The 17,247-nt window shown below is 66.1% G+C and carries 9 protein-coding genes, 3 rRNA genes and 1 pseudogene; 8 read left to right on the forward strand and 5 right to left on the reverse strand.

Features of this window, described 5'->3' with window-relative positions; all coding sequences use genetic code 11:
- Positions 1–203 precede the first annotated feature (203 nt).
- The 3 genes from OVA15_RS00005 (at position 204) to rrf (ending at position 5,651) form a co-directional block, all read left to right on the forward strand.
- A 16S ribosomal RNA gene (locus tag OVA15_RS00005) occupies positions 204–1,731 on the forward strand.
- A gap of 458 nt (positions 1,732–2,189) precedes the next feature.
- Positions 2,190–5,352 (forward strand): 23S ribosomal RNA (locus tag OVA15_RS00010).
- Between the two features lie 182 nt (positions 5,353–5,534).
- Positions 5,535–5,651, forward strand: a 5S ribosomal RNA gene (rrf, locus tag OVA15_RS00015).
- Together the 16S, 23S and 5S rRNA genes form the textbook arrangement of a ribosomal RNA operon.
- 269 nt (positions 5,652–5,920) lie before the next feature.
- Here rrf and OVA15_RS00020 read toward each other — a convergent pair.
- From OVA15_RS00020 to OVA15_RS00040, 5 genes are all read right to left on the reverse strand, one after another.
- Positions 5,921–7,399, reverse strand: coding sequence for a phytoene desaturase family protein (locus OVA15_RS00020; RefSeq protein WP_268142272.1), 1,479 nt, complete (start codon positions 7,397–7,399; stop codon positions 5,921–5,923).
- Positions 7,400–7,646: 247 nt separating this feature from the next.
- Entirely contained in the window at positions 7,647–8,597 is a 951-nt protein-coding gene (locus OVA15_RS00025; RefSeq protein WP_268142274.1) for an aldo/keto reductase, read from the reverse strand.
- A 199-nt stretch (positions 8,598–8,796) separates the two neighbouring features.
- On the reverse strand, positions 8,797–10,524 hold the full coding sequence (locus OVA15_RS00030) for an FAD-binding oxidoreductase (protein ID WP_268142276.1): 1,728 nt from the start codon (positions 10,522–10,524) through the stop codon (positions 8,797–8,799).
- Positions 10,525–10,623: 99 nt separating this feature from the next.
- Entirely contained in the window at positions 10,624–11,580 is a 957-nt protein-coding gene (locus OVA15_RS00035; RefSeq protein ID WP_024289115.1) for a lysophospholipid acyltransferase family protein, read from the reverse strand.
- The gene (locus tag OVA15_RS00040) at positions 11,577–12,419 is read right to left on the reverse strand and encodes an SDR family NAD(P)-dependent oxidoreductase (protein ID WP_268142279.1); all 843 of its coding nucleotides are present in this window, start codon (positions 12,417–12,419) and stop codon (positions 11,577–11,579) included. Before OVA15_RS00040 ends, OVA15_RS00035 begins: the two co-directional genes overlap by 4 nt.
- 57 nt (positions 12,420–12,476) lie before the next feature.
- Between OVA15_RS00040 and OVA15_RS00045 the strand changes: the two genes are divergently transcribed.
- The 5 genes and pseudogenes from OVA15_RS00045 (at position 12,477) to OVA15_RS00060 (ending at position 17,239) form a co-directional block, all read left to right on the forward strand.
- A complete protein-coding gene (locus OVA15_RS00045) occupies positions 12,477–13,397 on the forward strand; it encodes a hypothetical protein (protein ID WP_268142280.1) in 921 nt (306 codons plus the stop codon).
- Positions 13,398–13,568: 171 nt separating this feature from the next.
- Positions 13,569–14,462, forward strand: a pseudogene (locus OVA15_RS13320) (SDR family oxidoreductase); the annotation flags it as partial.
- Positions 14,463–14,707: 245 nt separating this feature from the next.
- On the forward strand, positions 14,708–15,784 hold the full coding sequence (locus tag OVA15_RS13325) for a haloacid dehalogenase-like hydrolase (RefSeq protein WP_442786739.1): 1,077 nt from the start codon (positions 14,708–14,710) through the stop codon (positions 15,782–15,784).
- 4 nt (positions 15,785–15,788) lie between these two features.
- Positions 15,789–16,634 (forward strand): ferritin-like domain-containing protein, encoded by an 846-nt coding sequence (locus OVA15_RS00055; protein WP_268142282.1) that lies wholly within the window; start codon positions 15,789–15,791, stop codon positions 16,632–16,634.
- On the forward strand, positions 16,631–17,239 hold the full coding sequence (locus tag OVA15_RS00060) for a TetR/AcrR family transcriptional regulator (RefSeq protein WP_006215605.1): 609 nt from the start codon (positions 16,631–16,633) through the stop codon (positions 17,237–17,239). The genes OVA15_RS00055 and OVA15_RS00060 overlap by 4 nt, the downstream gene beginning before the upstream one ends.
- The last annotated feature ends 8 nt before the right edge of the window (positions 17,240–17,247 follow it).

The raw sequence follows: 17,247 nt of genomic DNA on the forward strand, positions 1-17,247 counted from the left end.
AACTGATCTTCGCGGGCCTCAGTGAAACGGGCTGGTTGATCGTCTGTTGTTTGAGAACTCGATAGTGTGTGCAAATTGTCTGCTGGATACCAGTTCAAGCAATTTTTTGTTTGGTTGGATCAGCTGATGCGTCAGTGCGTCTCGTTCCCGTGACGTGCTGGCGATCTTATTTTTGATTCCAGCCAGGTATGGTTTTTCGTTTTTCAACGGAGAGTTTGATCCTGGCCCAGGACGAACGCTGGCGGCGTGCTTAACACATGCAAGTCGAACGCTGAAGCACCAGCTCGCTGGTGTGGATGAGTGGCGAACGGGTGAGTAATACGTGAGTAACCTGCCCTTGACTCTGGGATAAGCCCGGGAAACTGGGTCTAATACTGGATGCCACATGTCACCGCATGGTGGTGGTGTGGAAAGGGTTTACTGGTCTTGGATGGGCTCACGGCCTATCAGCTTGTTGGTGAGGTAATGGCTCACCAAGGCGACGACGGCAGTGTGGCCTGAGAGGGTGACCGGCCACACTGGGACTTGAGACACGGCCCAGACTCCTACGGGAGGCAGCAGTGGGGAATATTGCACAGTGGGCGAAAGCTCATGCAGCGACGCCGCGTCAGGGATGACGGCCTTCGGGTTGCAAACCTCTTTCAGCAGGGAAGAAGCCACAAGTGACGGTACCTGCAGAAGAAGCGCCGGCTAACTACGTGCCAGCAGCCGCGGTAATACGGTGGGCGCAAGCGTTGTCCGGAATTATTGGGCGTAAAGAGGCTCGTAGGCGGTTTGTCGCGTCTGCTGTAGAGCCCGGGGCTTAACCCCGGGTGTGCAGTGGGTACGGGCGACTAGGAGTGCAGTAGGGGAGACTGGAATTCCTGGGTAGCGGTGGAATGCGCAGATATCAGGAGGAACACCGATGGCGAAGGCAGGTCTCTGGGCTGTTACTGACGCTGAGGAGCGAAAGCATGGGGGAGCGAACAGGATTAGATACCCTGGTAGTCCATGCCGTAAACGTTGGGCACTAGGTGTGGGGGACATTCCACGTTTTCCGCGCCGTAGCTAACGCATTAAGTGCCCCGCCTGGGGAGTACGGCCGCAAGGCTAAAACTCAAAGGAATTGACGGGGGCCCGCACAAGCGGCGGAGCATGCGGATTAATTCGATTCAACGCGAAGAACCTTACCAAGTCTTGACATATACCGGATCGTTCCAGAGATGGTTCTTCCCCTTTGGGGTCGGTATACAGGTGGTGCATGGTTGTCGTCAGCTCGTGTCGTGAGATGTTGGGTTAAGTCCCGCAACGAGCGCAACCCTCGTTCCATGTTGCCAGCACGTGATGGTGGGGACTCATGGGAGACTGCCGGGGTCAACTCGGAGGAAGGTGGGGATGACGTCAAATCATCATGCCCCTTATGTCTTGGGCTTCACGCATGCTACAATGGCCGGTACAAAGGGTTGCGATACTGTGAGGTGGAGCTAATCCCAAAAAGCCGGTCTCAGTTCGGATTGAGGTCTGCAACTCGACCTCATGAAGTCGGAGTCGCTAGTAATCGCAGATCAGCAACGCTGCGGTGAATACGTTCCCGGGCCTTGTACACACCGCCCGTCAAGTCACGAAAGTCGGTAACACCCGAAGCCGGTGGCCCAACCCTTGTGGAGGGAGCCGTCGAAGGTGGGACTGGCGATTGGGACTAAGTCGTAACAAGGTAGCCGTACCGGAAGGTGCGGCTGGATCACCTCCTTTCTAAGGAGCTTAGCTCTGGTCGCCGTGTGGCGGCCCGCCCGCGCACCGCTTACTTGGTGTGGGGGTTGTTTTGGTGAGACCCGCTGCACCTGGCCCGTTTCGAGGGCCCGGTGGTGGGTTCGTGCTCATGGGTGGAATATCAGCGGACGAGGCAGCCGGTGCGACCTTCGGGTTGTGGTGGGTGTCTGATCACTGTCTGGTGTCTGCGTGCTTGCTTGGTGCGTGGGTGCTGTTGACGGTTGGTGGTTTGGTGCACTGTCGGGTCCTGGAACAACAGGCCCCGTCACCGTGGTCCTTGCCTTCGGGTGGGGGTGTGGTGGTTGGGTGTGTGTTCTGTGGCTTGCTTCAGGTAGCTGCGCACGGTGTGTGTGGTGAGGGGGGCGGCTGGTGTTGTTTGAGAACTGTATAGTGGACGCGAGCATCTTATTCTTTATGTGAGAATATTTTTGTGTGTCTGTTTGAAGATTACTAAGGGCGCACGGTGGATGCCTTGGCATCAGGAGCCGATGAAGGACGTGGCAATCTGCGATATGCCTCGGGGAGCCGATAAGCGGGCTGTGATCCGAGGATTTCCGAATGGGGAAACCCCGTCGTCTGTGAGGGCGATGACCTGTATCTGAATACATAGGGTGCAGGGGGGAACGCGGGGAAGTGAAACATCTCAGTACCCGCAGGAAGAGAAAACAACAGTGATTCCGTGAGTAGTGGCGAGCGAAAGCGGAAGTGGCTAAACCGTCTGTGTGTGATACCCGGCAGGGGTTGCATGGGCGGGGTTGTGGGAGCATCAGTGCCCGGTCTGCCGGCTGGGTCGTGTGAGTGCAGCGTGATAGTCGAATCATCTTGAGTGGTGTGCCGTAGAGGGTGTGAGTCCCGTAGACGAAATCATTGCTGCCGCGCGTGGTGTTTCCCGAGTAGCACGGAGCCCGTGAAACTTCGTGTGAATCTGCCAGGACCACCTGGTAAGCCTGAATACTACCTGATGACCGATAGCGGACCAGTACCGTGAGGGAAAGGTGAAAAGCACCCCGGGAGGGGAGTGAAATAGTACCTGAAACCGTGTGCCTACAAGCCGTCGGAGCCTTTTGGGGTGACGGCGTGCCTTTTGAAGAATGAGCCTGCGAGTTAGTGTCATGTCGCGAGGTTAACCCGTGTGGGGTAGTCGTAGCGAAAGCGAGTCTGAAGAGGGCGTTGAGTGGCGTGATCTAGACCCGAAGCGAAGTGATCTACCCATGGCCAGGTTGAAGCGCGTGTAAGAGCGCGTGGAGGACCGAACCCACTTCAGTTGAAAATGGAGGGGATGAGCTGTGGGTAGGGGTGAAAGGCCAATCAAACTTCGTGATAGCTGGTTCTCCCCGAAATGCATTTAGGTGCAGCGTCGTGTGTTTCTTGCCAGAGGTAGAGCTACTGGATGGCTGATGGGCCCCAACGGGTTACTGACGTCAACCAAACTCCGAATGCTGGTAAGTGAGAGCACGGCAGTGAGACTGTGGGGGATAAGCTTCATAGTCGAAAGGGAAACAGCCCAGACCACCGACTAAGGCCCCTAAGCGTGTGCTAAGTGGGAAAGGATGTGGAGTTGCTCAGACAACCAGGAGGTTGGCTTAGAAGCAGCCATCCTTGAAAGAGTGCGTAATAGCTCACTGGTCAAGTGATTCCGCGCCGATAATGTAGCGGGGCTCAAGTACACCGCCGAAGTCGTGGCAATGCACATTTCCGCACACCGATCCTGTCAGGGCTTTTGGGTTCTGGTGGGGTGCTGTGTGGTGACTGTAATGGTTTTGTGTGTGTTGGGTAGGGGAGCGTCGAGCGGGTGGTGAAGCTGCCGGGTGACCGAGTGGTGGAGCCTGTTCGAGTGAGAATGCAGGCATGAGTAGCGAATGACGGGTGAGAAACCCGTCCGCCGAATGATCAAGGGTTCCGGGGTCAAGCTAATCTGCCCCGGGTGAGTCGGGACCTAAGGCGAGGCCGACAGGCGTAGTCGATGGACAACGGGTTGATATTCCCGTACCGGCGAAGAACCGCCCATACTGAACTGGGGATACTAACCACCGGTTCCACCCGTTTCTCATGCGCCACTTTGTGGTGTGTGGTTGTGGTGGGATGCGTGGGACCTGATCCAGGGAGGTAAGCGTGTTAACAGGTGTGACGCAGGAAGGTAGCCGAGCCAGGCGATGGTAGTCCTGGTCTAAGCGTGTAGGGCGAGTCATTGGTAAATCCGTGGCTCATATAGCTTGAGACGTGATGGGACCCCTTTGGTGGGGGATTCGGTGATCCTATGCTGCCGAGAAAAGCATCGACGTGAGGTTCTAGCCGCCCGTACCCTAAACCGACACAGGTGATCAGGTAGAGAATACTAAGGCGTTCGAGAGAATCATGGTTAAGGAACTCGGCAAAATGCCCCCGTAACTTCGGGAGAAGGGGGGCCCGGACCCTGATATGCCCTTGCGGTGTGGAGGGGGTAAGGGTCGCAGAGACCAGGGGAAGCGACTGTTTATCAAAAACACAGGTCCGTGCGAAGTCGTAAGACGATGTATACGGACTGACTCCTGCCCGGTGCTGGAAGGTTAAGAGGACCTGTTAGACGCAAGTCGAAGCGGAGAATTTAAGCCCCAGTAAACGGCGGTGGTAACTATAACCATCCTAAGGTAGCGAAATTCCTTGTCGGGTAAGTTCCGACCTGCACGAATGGAGTAACGACTTCCCCGCTGTCTCAACCATGAACTCGGCGAAATTGCAGTACGAGTAAAGATGCTCGTTACGCGCAGCAGGACGGAAAGACCCCGAGACCTTTACTATAGTTTGGTATTGGTGTTCGGTGCGGCTTGTGTAGGATAGGTGGGAGACTGTGAAGCGGACACGCCAGTGTTCGTGGAGTCGTTGTTGAAATACCACTCTGGTCGCTCTGGATATCTAACTTCGGCCCGTGATCCGGGTCAGGGACAGTGCCTGATGGGTAGTTTAACTGGGGCGGTTGCCTCCTAAAGAGTAACGGAGGCGCCCAAAGGTTCCCTCAGCCTGGTTGGCAATCAGGTGTTGAGTGCAAGTGCACAAGGGAGCTTGACTGTGAGAGTGACGGCTCGAGCAGGGACGAAAGTCGGGACTAGTGATCCGGCGGTACATTGTGGAATGGCCGTCGCTCAACGGATAAAAGGTACCTCGGGGATAACAGGCTGATCTTGCCCAAGAGTCCATATCGACGGCATGGTTTGGCACCTCGATGTCGGCTCGTCGCATCCTGGGGCTGGAGTTGGTCCCAAGGGTTGGGCTGTTCGCCCATTAAAGCGGCACGCGAGCTGGGTTCAGAACGTCGTGAGACAGTTCGGTCCCTATCCGCTGCGCGCGTTGGAAATTTGAGAAGGTCTGTCCTTAGTACGAGAGGACCGGGACGGACGAACCTCTGGTATGTCAGTTGTACCGCCAGGTGCATGGCTGATTGGCTACGTTCGGGAGAGATAACCGCTGAAAGCATCTAAGCGGGAAGCTTGCTTCGAGATGAGATTTCCTTCCTCCTTTGTGGGGGTGAGGCTCCCAGGAGACTACTGGGTTGATAGGCTGGATGTGGTAGCGAGGACTGACGACTCGTGGAGCTGACCAGTACTAATAAGCCGATGATCTTCACACACACAACATGTCTTGCAGCCCCGTTTGGGGTGTGAATAGCAGCGTGTTTCGCGTCCACTGTACGGTTTTGGAACAACACCGTCCCACAACCATCTGGTTCCCGTTGGCGGGGTTGGTGGTGGTGGGTGGTAGGTTCGTGAACAGGTTTCCACGCGCACTGCGGTGTGTGGTGGTGGCAGCTTTGCGGTGGTTATAGCGTGAGGGAAACGCCCGGTCCCATCCCGAACCCGGAAGCTAAGGCTCACAGCGCCGATGGTACTGCACTCTGATGGGTGTGGGAGAGTAGGTCGCCGCCGCAATTATTTGTACGGAGAGAGGCTGATCGCTGACTCCTTGTCTTCACCGTGAGGGTGAGGATGAGTCGAGTCGCGGTCGGCCTCTTTCCGCGTACCTAGATGCTTTGTGCCCCCTCCTGCTGAGTGGATACCTGGTTGCGCTATGGGGGCCCTCAACGCAACTGGGAATCCACTCGCGCAAAGGGAGAGGGCGGTTATCACTGCAGAGCCCCTCCTGGCTCTGTCTGCCGGCTCTTCGGGCTCACTAGCGATGTAGGCGGAAGGGCAGCAGGTCAGAGTGCGAGATCCGCCATGGCCGCGCGGGCGGCCCAGGCGCCTGGCATGCCGTGGACGCCGGCACCCGGAGGGGCGGAGGAGGAGGCCAGGTACAGTCCCCGCGGTGCGAGCCGATACGGGTCGAGGCTCGGGCGCGGTCGCAACACCGACTGCAGTCCCGTCATGGCACCGCCGGCCACGTCGCCGCCGATGAGGTTGGGGTTCCACCGCTCGAGGGCCGCGGGGTGCGTGCTGCGGCGTTCGAGGATGCGGTCGCGGAAACCGGGGGCGAAGCGCTCGATCTGGGACGCGATGCGCTCGGCGACCTCACCGGGGCGCCGCTCCACGTACCTCGCCGGCACATGGGCATAGCCCCACAGGACCACGCGTCCCTCGGCTGGGCCGTGTGCGCGCGACGGATCGGCCGCCTGCTGCTGGCACACCAATACGAACGGTCGTTCTGGTAGCTGTTCCCGGAAGACCTCGGACTCCGCGCGCACCAGCTCCTGAGCGGTACCCGCGACGTGGACGGTGGTGGCCTCCGCGACGCGCGGATCGCTCCACGGCACTGGCCCGTCGAGGAGGAAGTCGACCTTGTAGGCGGCCGCCCCGTAGCGCCACCGGCCCAGCTGATTCCGCACACGCGGCTGGATCTCCTCGGCGCCCGGCCCGCTCAGGCGCAGCACCTGCGAGGGCGTGAGGTTCAGAAGGACGGCATCGGACTGCGGCAGCTCGCGCAGATCGGTGATCCAATGACCGGTGTGCACGCGGCCGCCGTGGGACTCCAGGACGCTGAGCAGGGCTGCGACGATCGAGCCGGTGCCTCCGCGTGCCACCGGCCAGCCGCGCGTCATGCCCAGCGCCCCGAACAGGGTCCCGAACGCACCGGTGAGCGGCTGTCCCAGCGGCGTGATCGCATGAGCGGCCGAGCCCAGGAAGAGGGTGCGCGCGGCGTCGTCGCGGAACAGCGCGCGTGCCATCGCAGCGGCAGGGGCGCAGAGCGCAGCCCGAAGCGCGCCATAGCCAGCGGGGTGCTTCGGCCAGCGCAGCATGGGCCCCAGGATGTTCTCCAGGTGGGCGTCGAGGCCCTCGACGACGGGGGCGTGCAGAGCGCGCCAGGCGCGGGCGTCGCGTCCCAGGCCCTCAGCCGTGGAGGCGAGGTCCTGGTGGAGCAGCGCGGCCGGAGCGCCTTCAGCCGGATGCGCCATGGGATAGGCGCTGCGGACCCACTGAAGGCCGTGCTGCTCCAGGCGCAGGTCCCGGAACACCGGGCTGGCGACGCCGAAGGGGTGCCCGGCGGCGCCCAGATCAACGATCGTGCCCTCGCCGAGCAGCGGGGCGGAGGCCGCCGCGCCGCCGGGATGCTCGCCGCCCTCGTAGACGTCGACCTCCCAGCTCTCACGGGCGAGCAGTGCGGCGGCCGTGAGGCCGTTGGGCCCAGAGCCCACGACGACGGCGCGGGGCGGTCCGTTGCTGCTGTGCCGATGGGCGGTCATGCCTCTCACCTCCGGTGGCGATCCGCAGGATGCGCGGGACCTGCTGTCCCTGGACCGCGATGTCCCTCGACTATGGCCCACCGGAATGAAAGCCCGATGAGCGCGCAGCGCGAGGGCGAGATGCCGACGGCCGGGTGCCGATCGCTGCCGGTGAGGGCGCGACCGGCACCCGGCCGTCGGTGCGGGGTGCTGGAGCCCCTGACCTGCTCCGACGCCGCGCGGACGAGGAGCGGGTCAGGGGTGGGGATCAGGCGAAGGGCTGGGAGGCCTCGTTCAGCGCCGTGACCTCCGCATCCGTGAGCTCGAGCTCGGCGGCTGCGATCAGCGCCGGGAGCTGCTCGACCCGGGAGGCCGAGGCGATCGGGGCGGTGATGCCGCGGGCCAGCAGCCAGGCCAGGGCCACGGTGGGCATCTCGACGCCGCGAGCAGCGGCGATGCGCTCCACGGCCTCGACCACGCGCAGGCCGTCCTCGGAGAAGTAGCCCTCGGCCATCCCGCCGCGCTGGGCACCCTCGAGATCGGCCTTCGTGCGGTACTTGCCGGTGAGGAAGCCTGCGGCCAGGGAGAAGTACGGGAACACGGCCGCGCCGTACTCGCGGGCGATGGGGGAGTAGTCCTGCTCGTATTCCTTGCGGAACACCAGGCTGTACTGCGGCTGGATCGCCACCGGGGCAGTGAGGCCCTCGCGGCGGGCGGTCTCGAAGAACTCGCGCATGCGCTGCGGCGAGTAGTTGGACAGCCCGTAGGCCATGACCTTGCCGGACTGCACGAGATCGTGGAAGGTGCGGACCTGGTCGGCGATCGCGATCGCCTCGTCGTCGTAGTGCGCGTAGTACAGGTCGATCCGGTCGGTCTGCAGCCGCTGCAGGGAGGCCTCGAGGGAGGCCTTGACGGTCTCGTCGGCCAGGCCGGTGAACTCCGGGTGCCGACCGGTCTTGGTCGCGATCAGCATGTCCTCGCGGTTGCCGCGGGCGGCCAGCCAGCGGCCCAGGACGGTCTCGGACTCGCCGCCGGTGTGGCCGTCGGCCCAGACCGAGTACATGTCTGCGGTGTCGATGAAGGTGCCGCCGGCCGCGACGAAGCCGTCCAGGACCTCGAAGGAGGTCTGCTCGTCCGACGTCCAGCCGAAGGTGTTGCCGCCGAGGTTCAGCGGGAGGAACTGCGTGTCGATGCCGGGGATGCGTGCGGATGCTGCCATGGGGTGCTCCTTGATCGAGGATCCGGGCCGCAGGATTCTTCGAGGGCCCGAGAGAGGTTCCACCCGTCTCAGCACCTCAGGGCCCGGGGCTTATTCCGATGGCGGCGCGGCGGCGACGGGAGGAGGCTGCGGCCCGGATGCAGAACGGCCCCCGTCGGCAGAGTCTGCCGACGGGGGCCGTGCGAGCCGATCAGGAGGCTCAGCCCTGCTGCTGACGGTGCTGCTCCAGCACCCGGGTCTGGGTGTCGGGGGAGTCGATGACCTTGCCGGGGTTGAAGTTCTCGCCGGGGTCGGCCGAGCGGAACAGCCCGCGCAGGACCTCGACGCCCTCTTCGGAGACGTCCTGGTCCATCCAGGGGCTGTGCTCCGCACCGACGCCGTGGTGATGCGACAGAGTGCCGCCGGCGTCGATGAAGGCCTGCTGGATCCGCGTCTTGACCAGGGCGTACTCGTAGTCGACGTTCTCGTCGGTGAAGGGGAACGCGAACGTGAAGTAGAGGCAGGCCCCCGTGTGGTACGAGTGCGACATGTGGCTCATGATCCAGCCCTTGACGCCGAGCTCGTCGAAGGCGGACTGGGCGGCCTGGTATGCGGCCTTGTGCACCGAGATCAGCCGCGACCAGGGCGCGGCCGTCTCGGAGACGTCGCCGATGATCTGCTGCTCGAGCAGGAAGTCGCGCAGGTACGGGGTGTCGAACTTCTTCTGGTCGTAGAGCGCTCCGGGTCCGGAGCCCAGCACGATCGCGCCGTTCGACTTGGCGATGCCGGCGACCGCCTTGCGGTGGCGGGCGACGTCCGCCTTGGCGCCCTCGAAGCAGACGTAGGCGATGCACATGGCCTGGGTGTCCCAGCCGCGCTTGCGCATGAACGCCCACAGCGTCTCCTGGCCCTTGGCGGCGATCTCCGACTTCCGGGAGGTGGGCGCCTTCTGCGTGGCCAGGGAGAACTCGGTCTCGCCGGCATCCGAGATGCGGGCGAAGGTCGTGGGGATCTCCGCCTCCTTGATCTGCCGGATCCCGGTCAGCCCCTGCTCCCACGTGGGGAACATGTAGGCGATGACCTGGCGCTCGGGGGCGATGCGGTGGACCTGGACCCACAGCTCGGTGATGATGCCCAGCCGGCCCTCGGAGCCGATGAACATCTCCCGCAGGGACGGCCCGGTCGAGGTGGAGGGCAGCGGGCGCAGCCGCACGGTGCCGCCGGGGCGCACGACGTCCATGCCGCGGATGATGTCCGCGATGTCGCCGTACTTGTCCGACTGCATGCCCGACGAGCGCGTGGCCGCCCAGCCGCCGACGGTCGAGTGGGTGAAGGAGTCCGGGAAGTGGCCCAGGGTCCAGCCGCGGGCGTTGAGCTGCTCCTCCATGTCCGGGCCCAGCGTCCCGGCCTGGATACGGGCGATGCAGGAGGTCTCGTCGATCTCGAGCACCTTGTTCATGCGTCCCAGGTCCACGGAGACGACCGTGCGGGTCTCCTCCGGGCGGGGCTGCAGGCTGCGCGAGATGCTGGTGCCTCCGCCGAACGGGATCAGCACCAGGTCGCGCTCGACGGCCAGGCGGGTCACCGCGGCGACCTGCTGCTCGTCGGCCGGGTAGACGACGACGTCGGGCAGGCGCTCGAAGCGGTTCTGCAGCGTCTTGACGATGTCCATGACGGCCTTGCCGGCCCAGTGGACCACGCGGTCGTGGTCATCGGTCACGGTGTGCTCGGCGCCGAGGATCGCGGTGAGCTCGGAGCGGAGGTCCTCCGGCAGGCGGGACTCGGGGACCTGGGCGGTGGCGAAGTCGACCGTGTCGACCTCGCGCGGGCGCAGGTCGACGCCCACGGCCCGGCGCACGATCGGGGCGAAGGCCGGCTTGTTCTGCCAGTTGAAGAAGACGCCCTCTTCTCCCCAGCCCCACCACTTCATGTGCTTGACGTTCGGCATCGCTGCTCGTGCTCCTTCTGCTCGTGTGGTGCCTATCATCCTCCGTCGGGCGCTGCCGCGTCCGTCAGGGGCGGCGCGCGGCGGGCCCTGCTGCCGGGCTCAGGCGGCGTCGGGATCGTCGATCAGGGGCCGGTTCTGCGCGTACAGCGACCGGACCGTGGCCTGGATCCGCTCGTTGAACGACGGAACGGACTCGTTGGGGCGGTGCCGCATGGGCTCGCCCAGGGCCACGACAACCGGCGGGCGGCCCCAGCGCGGCCACGAGGACCCCTTGGGCATGGCCTCGTGGGCGCCGATCAGGGCGACCGGCAGGACGGGGACCTCGAGCGACTGGGACAGCGCCGCCGCGCCCATCTTGAAGTCGCGCATGCGCCCGTCCTTGGAGCGGGTGCCCTCGGGGAAGATCAGCACGGGGATCCCGGCGGCGATCAGCTTCTTGGTCAGCCCGCGGTTGGCCCCGCTGCCCTTGCGGTCGACGGGGAATGCGTTGAAGACCAGCTGCGTGAACAGCCGCTTGTGCCAGGCGGTGAAGAAGTAGTCGGCTGCCACGCCGGTGGCGACCTCGTGGCGCAGGTTGGGCGGCAGCGAGCTCATGATCATGGGGGCGTCGAGGTGGCTCGAGTGGTTGCACACCACCACGCACCCGCCGGAGAGCTGCTCCGCTCCCGGGGCGCGGACGACCCGGCGACGGACCACACGGTCGACCAGACCCCGGAAGAAGATGGTCTGCGCGATCGTGCGCGCCCGCCGACGGGACTGCCCGGTGAAGTCGGCGAGGCTGATGTGCGCCGAGGCCGCCGGGGGAGCCACGGGATCGGGGCCGCTGCGCTCCTCGCGCTGACCGTGGGAGTCGATGCTCTCCAGGACCGGCTCGTGCTCCGGATGCGTCCAGCCGTCCAGGCGCTGGCGCAGCTCGCGCGCCTCCCGGCTGGCGCGCTCCTGCGCGGCGCCCCACGGGGTGCTGCGCTGCCCGGCCTCGGCGGGATGCTGCGGCTCCTCGGCCGCCTGGCCTGCCTCGGACTCTGATGCGCGCCGGTCGTGGTCCTGAGTGCTCATGCGTGCTTCCCCTGTCCAGCGCGGCGTCGGGCGGTGGAGCCGGAGGCCGCGGGCTCGGCCAGCGGAGTCTCATTGGCGCGAGAGCCCATCAGCATGCCCGAGCACTTGCGCACCACAGCGCGCGGGGCGAGCTTGGCTCCGAGCATGATCGCCTTGTAGCGCAGCGTGGGGATCGACACCACGCGGCCGCGGGCCAGGTCCTTGAGGGCCTCCTCGACCAGGTCGTCGGCCTGCAGCCAGAGGAAGTCGGGTATGGAGGAGCCGCTGATGCCCGCCCGGGCGTGGAACTCGGTGCGCACCCAGCCGGGCAGCAGCGCCATCACGCGCACGCCCGTGCCCTCCAGCTCCACGGCCAGGGACTCGGTGTAGGTGGTGCACCAGGCTTTGAGCGCGGAGTAGGGGCCCATGGTGACCTCGCCGGAGGTCGAGGAGACGTTGAGGATCCACCCCTCGCCGCGGGCGGTCATGGCGCGGGCGGCGGCCGAGGAGAGATCCAGGACGGCCTTGGCCATGACGTCGATGCCGCGGTGGTGCAGGTCCAGGCCCTCGGCCTGGTAGGTGCGCTTGACCGAGAAGCCGGCGTTGTTGACCAGCATGTCGATCGGTGCGCGCGGGTCCTCGATGCGCTCGGCGACGCGGGCGACGTCGTCGGCGTCGCTGAGATCGGCCTCGAGGGTCTCGACCTCGACCGCGTACTCCGCGCTCAGCCGCGAGGCGGTGGACTCGAGGCGCTCGGCGCCGCGGGCGACCAGGACGAGGCTGAATCCGCGGCGCGCCAGCGCCTCCGCGAACGCAGATCCGATGCCGGAGGTTCCGCCGGTGATCAGAGCAGTCATCATGGTGGACAGGCTACACTACGGTGAGCGTAGCGATTCAGATGAGACGAGGCAGTCCCCTTGGCAGCAGCCGCAGCCCAGCCCCCGCTCGGATACCTGGCCCAGCACCGTTCCGGCAGGCTCTACAGCACCCCCGGGCAGCAGGGGGTCCTGTCCACGGACTTCTCCGTGCGGGAGTTCTTCCGGCGCGAGCGCGGAGCCTTCTCCTCGGATCTCGGGCTGGAGGAGTTCGAGCAGCGTCGACTGGATGACGACGTCCTGGAAGCCGTGCGCCACCTGTGGGACCTGCAGCGCTCGACCACCGGCCGGCTGCGCGACCTGTTCGCCGGGTGGACCTCCAAGGAGGCTCGGATCGACGCCTTCCTGACCACCTGGGCCTACGAGAAGTTCTGGATCGCCGATGCCCTCAAGCGCGTGCTGCGTGCCCACGGAGCCCCCACTCCGCCCGAGGTCGAGCCGGACGACGACCTCCGCGGCCGCCTGGGTCGGCTCCTGGACCACGTCTATCCGATGACCGACTCCGTGTGGACGAACCTGCGCGGCGAGCGGATCGTGGCAGGGCAGATGGCCCGCGAGCTGTCCCGGGAGTCCACGGCGGCAGCACTGCTGCAGCGCCTGGGCGAGGTGGCCGATCACCCGGTCATCGACCGGCTGTGCCGGCAGTCCCTCGAGCGCACCGACGACTACATCGCGTTCTTCCGCGAGGAGGCCCGGACCCGGCTGCTGGCAGACGCCTCGGCCGCAGCGCCCGCCAGGCGCGCGCTCGGAATCGGCTACTCGCCGCTGGTGGCGCCGCGGATGTCGGCCCGCCGGGCTCGACGCGCCCTCGAGGTCCTGGCCCCGGGGGTGCGCGAGCGCCGGCAGCTGAGCAGCCGGGCCGATGCCCCGGTCCACTCCTCCCCGGCCTGCGCGGGCCCGAGCCGCTGGCGGCGGCGCTGCGCAGCGGCCGGTGAGCCCTCGGCGGCCTGCGTGCCGAGCTGAGATGCCCATCACGAGGCCCGCGACTGTGCCTGTGACGTCCCCGTCGTCCGGCACACTGGTAGCACCCAAGCCCCGTCCCTGACATCGCGCGGCAGGCGCCGCGCCCCTCGAGGCGGCCGACAGGCCGCCCCTGCACAAGGAGTCCTCTTGAGCGAGACCACCACCAAGCGCGTGCTGCTGACCGGAGCCACCGGCTTCCTCGGCCAGGCGGTCCTCGAGCGCCTGCTCTCCTCCGGAGCGGACGTGCACGTCACCGCCGTCATCCGCCCCAAGGGCGAGATCACCGCACAGACCCGGCTCGGGCAGCTCTTCCGCAAGCCCGTCTTCAAGAACTGGCGCGCTGCCGTCGGTGACGACGAGGCCCGTCGGATCTTCGAGGAGCGCACCGATGTGCTCTCCGGCGATCTCTCCGCACTGAGCGAGATCCGCGAGCCGTTCGACGTCGTGATCCACTCGGCCTCGACCGTCTCGTTCGATCCGCCGATCGACGACGCCTTCAAGACCAACGTGGGCGGTGCGCTGAGCCTCTACGAGGCCCTGCGCGCCTCGGGCCAGGACCCCCACGTCATCCACGTCTCGACCTGCTACGTGGGCGGCATCGCCAAGGGCCTGCGCCCGGAGACGGCCGTGGACCACGACGTCGACTGGCGCCTGGAGCTCGACCACGCGATCGCCTCGCGCGCCGAGGCCGAGGCGGCCTCTCGGACCCCGGAGCAGCTGCACGCGTTCGTGGAGTCCGCGACCCGCACCGAGGGCAAGCAGGGCCCCAAGTCGGTGGCCGGCTCGGCGGAGGCCAGTCGCACCGGCTGGATCACTCAGCGCCTGGTGGATCTGGGCCGCACCCGCGCGCAGTCGCTGGGCTGGACCGACGTCTACACCTTCACCAAGGCCATGGGCGAGCGCGTGGCCGAGGACCTGTGGGCCGGTGACGGGCACCGCCTCTCGGTCGTGCGCCCGGCCATCATCGAGTCCTCCCTGCGCCACCCCTTCCCGGGCTGGATCGACGGCTACAAGGTCGCCGATCCGCTGATCATGGCCTACGCCAAGGGCGCGCTGCCCGAGTTCCCGGGCCTGCCGGACTCCGTGCTGGACGTGACCCCGGTGGACTTCGTGGTCAACGCGATCGTGACCCTCGCCCTGCAGGGCCACCGAGGGGAGGCCGAGGGGGAGCGCTCCCGGGCGGGGTACTACCAGATCTGCACGGGCGCCTCGAACCCGCTGCCGTTCCACAAGATGTACGAGTACGTCCGCGAGTACTTCCTCGAGCACCCGGTCGAGGGGCCCGACGGCAAGCCCGTGGTCGTCCCGGAATGGAAGTTCCCGGCCAACAACGGCGTGGAGAGCTCCCTGGCCGTGCGCGAGCGGCTGGTCGATCTGGGCGGGCGGCTCAACGAGCTGCTGCCCTCGACCAAGTGCACCCTGCAGTGGGCGAATCGGCTGCACAAGGCCCAGTCCGGGCTGGGCTCGCTGCGCACCTACGTGGATCTCTACCAGAACTACACGCGCACCGAGATGATCTTCGACGACACCAACACGCGTGCGCTCAACGCCCAGCGGCCGCAGGATGCGCCGGAGGACTCGTCCTTCGACCCCCGCGACATCGAGTGGCGCACTTACTGGCAGCAGATCCACCTGCCTGCCCTCACGGAGATGACCAAGGCGTACTCGCGGGCCTCGGCAGCCCGGCGAAAGCGCACCGAGCGCCCGCGCCGGGAGCTCAAGCCGGGCACCGACGTCCTGGCGCTGTTCGACCTCGAGGGCACCGTGCTCGACTCGACCGTGGTCTCCCAGTACCTGGCCGTGCAGCGCAGGGTCGCACCGTCGCGCATTCCGAGCGACATCCTGGGCATGGTGCGCACCGTGCCCACCTACCTCAAGGCCGAGCGGCGCGATCGCGGCGAGTTCCTGCGCTCGTTCCTGCGCCGCTACGAAGGCCTCCCGGAGTCCTCGATCCGCGAGGCGGTCGACGGCCCCCTGGGCGAGCAGATGCTCGAGCGGCTGAACCCGGTGCCCTGGCCCGCCTCGAGGAGCACCGCGCAGCAGGGCACCGCACGGTGCTCGTGACGGGCAGCCCGGAGCTGCTCGTCTCACCGGTCGCGGATCTGTTCGACGAGGTCGTCGCCTCCCGGATGGGTGTGCGTGCCGGCGTGCTGACCGGCTACCTCGACACCCCGCCTCTGGTCGATGAGGCCCGGGCCCAGTGGCTCAAGCGCTACGCGCAGGATCACGGCCTGGACCTGTCCCGCTCCTTCGGCTACGGCGACTCCGTGGCCGATGCGGCGTGGCTCGGTCTGGTCGGGCACCCGGCCGCCGTGAATCCGGACATCCCCCTGTATCGCCTGGCCAAGCGCTCCCACTGGCCGATCGAAGACTGGAAGAGGCACTGATCGCATGGCATTCGACATCGACCGCTTCGCCGAGTCCTCCCACCGCGTCGCGTGGGAGGACCTCGACATGGACAGCTTCCGCAGGGACCCCCTGCCGGAGTCGTCGCTGCGGGTGCTGCGTTACATGTGCGATGTCGAGTTCCACACCGTCTGCTACCTGCGCGATCTGCTGATCACCCCGTCGCACCACGACGAGGACGTCTCCGCGTTCATGACCATGTGGAACCGAGAGGAGTTCTGGCACGGCGAGGCGCTGGCGGAGGTGCTGGGGCTGCACGGAATCGTCGTGGACTACGACGAGATCAAGGCCAAGCGCGTGAAGCTGGGCTGGGCGGAGGCGCTCAAGCCGCTGAAGCAGTCGCTGCTGTCCACGCTGATCGGCCACGACTTCGTGGCCACGCACATGACCTGGGGAGCGGCGAACGAGTATTCGGCGGTGGCGGCCTACAAGCGGATGGCAGCGATCGAGAAGCACCCCGTGCTCTCGGAGCTGCTCGTGCGCATCGCCCGTCAGGAGTCGCGCCACGTGGCCTTCTACTCCACGCAGGCCCGGCAGCGCCTGGGCGACTCCGTCAAGGCCCAGCGCATCACCCGGCTCGCGCTGCGCAGCGCCTGGCGCCCGGTGGGCTCCGGCGTGATGAGCGATGAGGAGGTCCGCCACGTGATGGGCCACCTCTTCGCCGGCGAGGAGGGGCGTGCGGAGATGCGCAAGCTCGACGCCAACATCGCCCGCCTGCCGGGCATGGAGGGGCTCACCCTGTTCCAGGATGTCATCGGGCATGCCGAGCCCGCAGATCAGGAGACCGCCGGGCCCGGCGAGGCGGAGTCTGCCCAGCGGCAGGTCGCATGAGCTCGCAGCGGCAGGAGGCCTCGGCAGGGCCGGCGCGGGGGCGCGCTGCCACGACGGATCGCAAGATCGTCGCGGCAGTCCTGTCGCTGCTCGTGCATGAGGGCCCGGGACGGGTCTCCATCGAATCGGTCGCGGCCGAGTCCGGGGTGGCCAAGACCTCGATCTACCGCCGCTACGCCAATACCGAGGCCATGGTCGAGGACGTCCTGGAGCGCAGCGGCGACAGCCTCGCACCGCGGCCCCTGGAGATCCCCCAGGACGGGCAGTGGACCCAGCGGCAGTGGACCGAGGCTCTCGATGCCGCGGTGCGATCGCTGGTCCTCGATCTCGGGACGGGCACGGCAGTCGCACTGCTGTCCCAGCCGACCTCCGAGGTGGCCCGGATCCTGCGATTGCACCTGGTGCGGCCCAGGATCGAGCAGCTGCACCGGCTGCTGCAGCTGCAGGTCGAGGCGGGGCGGCTGCGCTCCGATCTCGATCTGGAGGTCGTGATCGACTTCGTGCTGGGCTCCGCCTATGCGCGTCTGGCGCGGGAAGGGGAGCTCGGCGCCGACTGGGCGCAGCGGGTGCGCGATGCGCTGCTGGGCCAGCTCGGACAGGACTGAGCACCCGC

The sequence above is a fragment of the Kocuria sp. SL71 genome (genome assembly GCF_026672465.1).
Taxonomy (GTDB): Bacteria; Actinomycetota; Actinomycetes; order Actinomycetales; family Micrococcaceae; genus Kocuria; species Kocuria palustris.

Excerpts from the sequence above, each read along its gene's own strand:
- OVA15_RS00035 (WP_024289115.1), bottom strand. The coding sequence starts at position 11,580 with ATGAGCACTCAGGACCACGACCGGCGCGCATCAGAGTCCGAGGCAGGC.
- OVA15_RS00020 (WP_268142272.1), bottom strand. The coding sequence starts at position 7,399 with ATGACCGCCCATCGGCACAGCAGCAACGGACCGCCCCGCGCCGTCGTC.
- OVA15_RS00025 (WP_268142274.1), bottom strand. The coding sequence starts at position 8,597 with ATGGCAGCATCCGCACGCATCCCCGGCATCGACACGCAGTTCCTCCCG.
- OVA15_RS00055 (WP_268142282.1), top strand. The coding sequence starts at position 15,789 with ATGGCATTCGACATCGACCGCTTCGCCGAGTCCTCCCACCGCGTCGCG.
- OVA15_RS00060 (WP_006215605.1), top strand. The coding sequence starts at position 16,631 with ATGAGCTCGCAGCGGCAGGAGGCCTCGGCAGGGCCGGCGCGGGGGCGC.
- OVA15_RS00040 (WP_268142279.1), bottom strand. The coding sequence starts at position 12,419 with ATGATGACTGCTCTGATCACCGGCGGAACCTCCGGCATCGGATCTGCG.
- OVA15_RS00030 (WP_268142276.1), bottom strand. The coding sequence starts at position 10,524 with ATGCCGAACGTCAAGCACATGAAGTGGTGGGGCTGGGGAGAAGAGGGC.
- OVA15_RS13325 (WP_442786739.1), top strand. The coding sequence starts at position 14,708 with ATGGAAGTTCCCGGCCAACAACGGCGTGGAGAGCTCCCTGGCCGTGCG.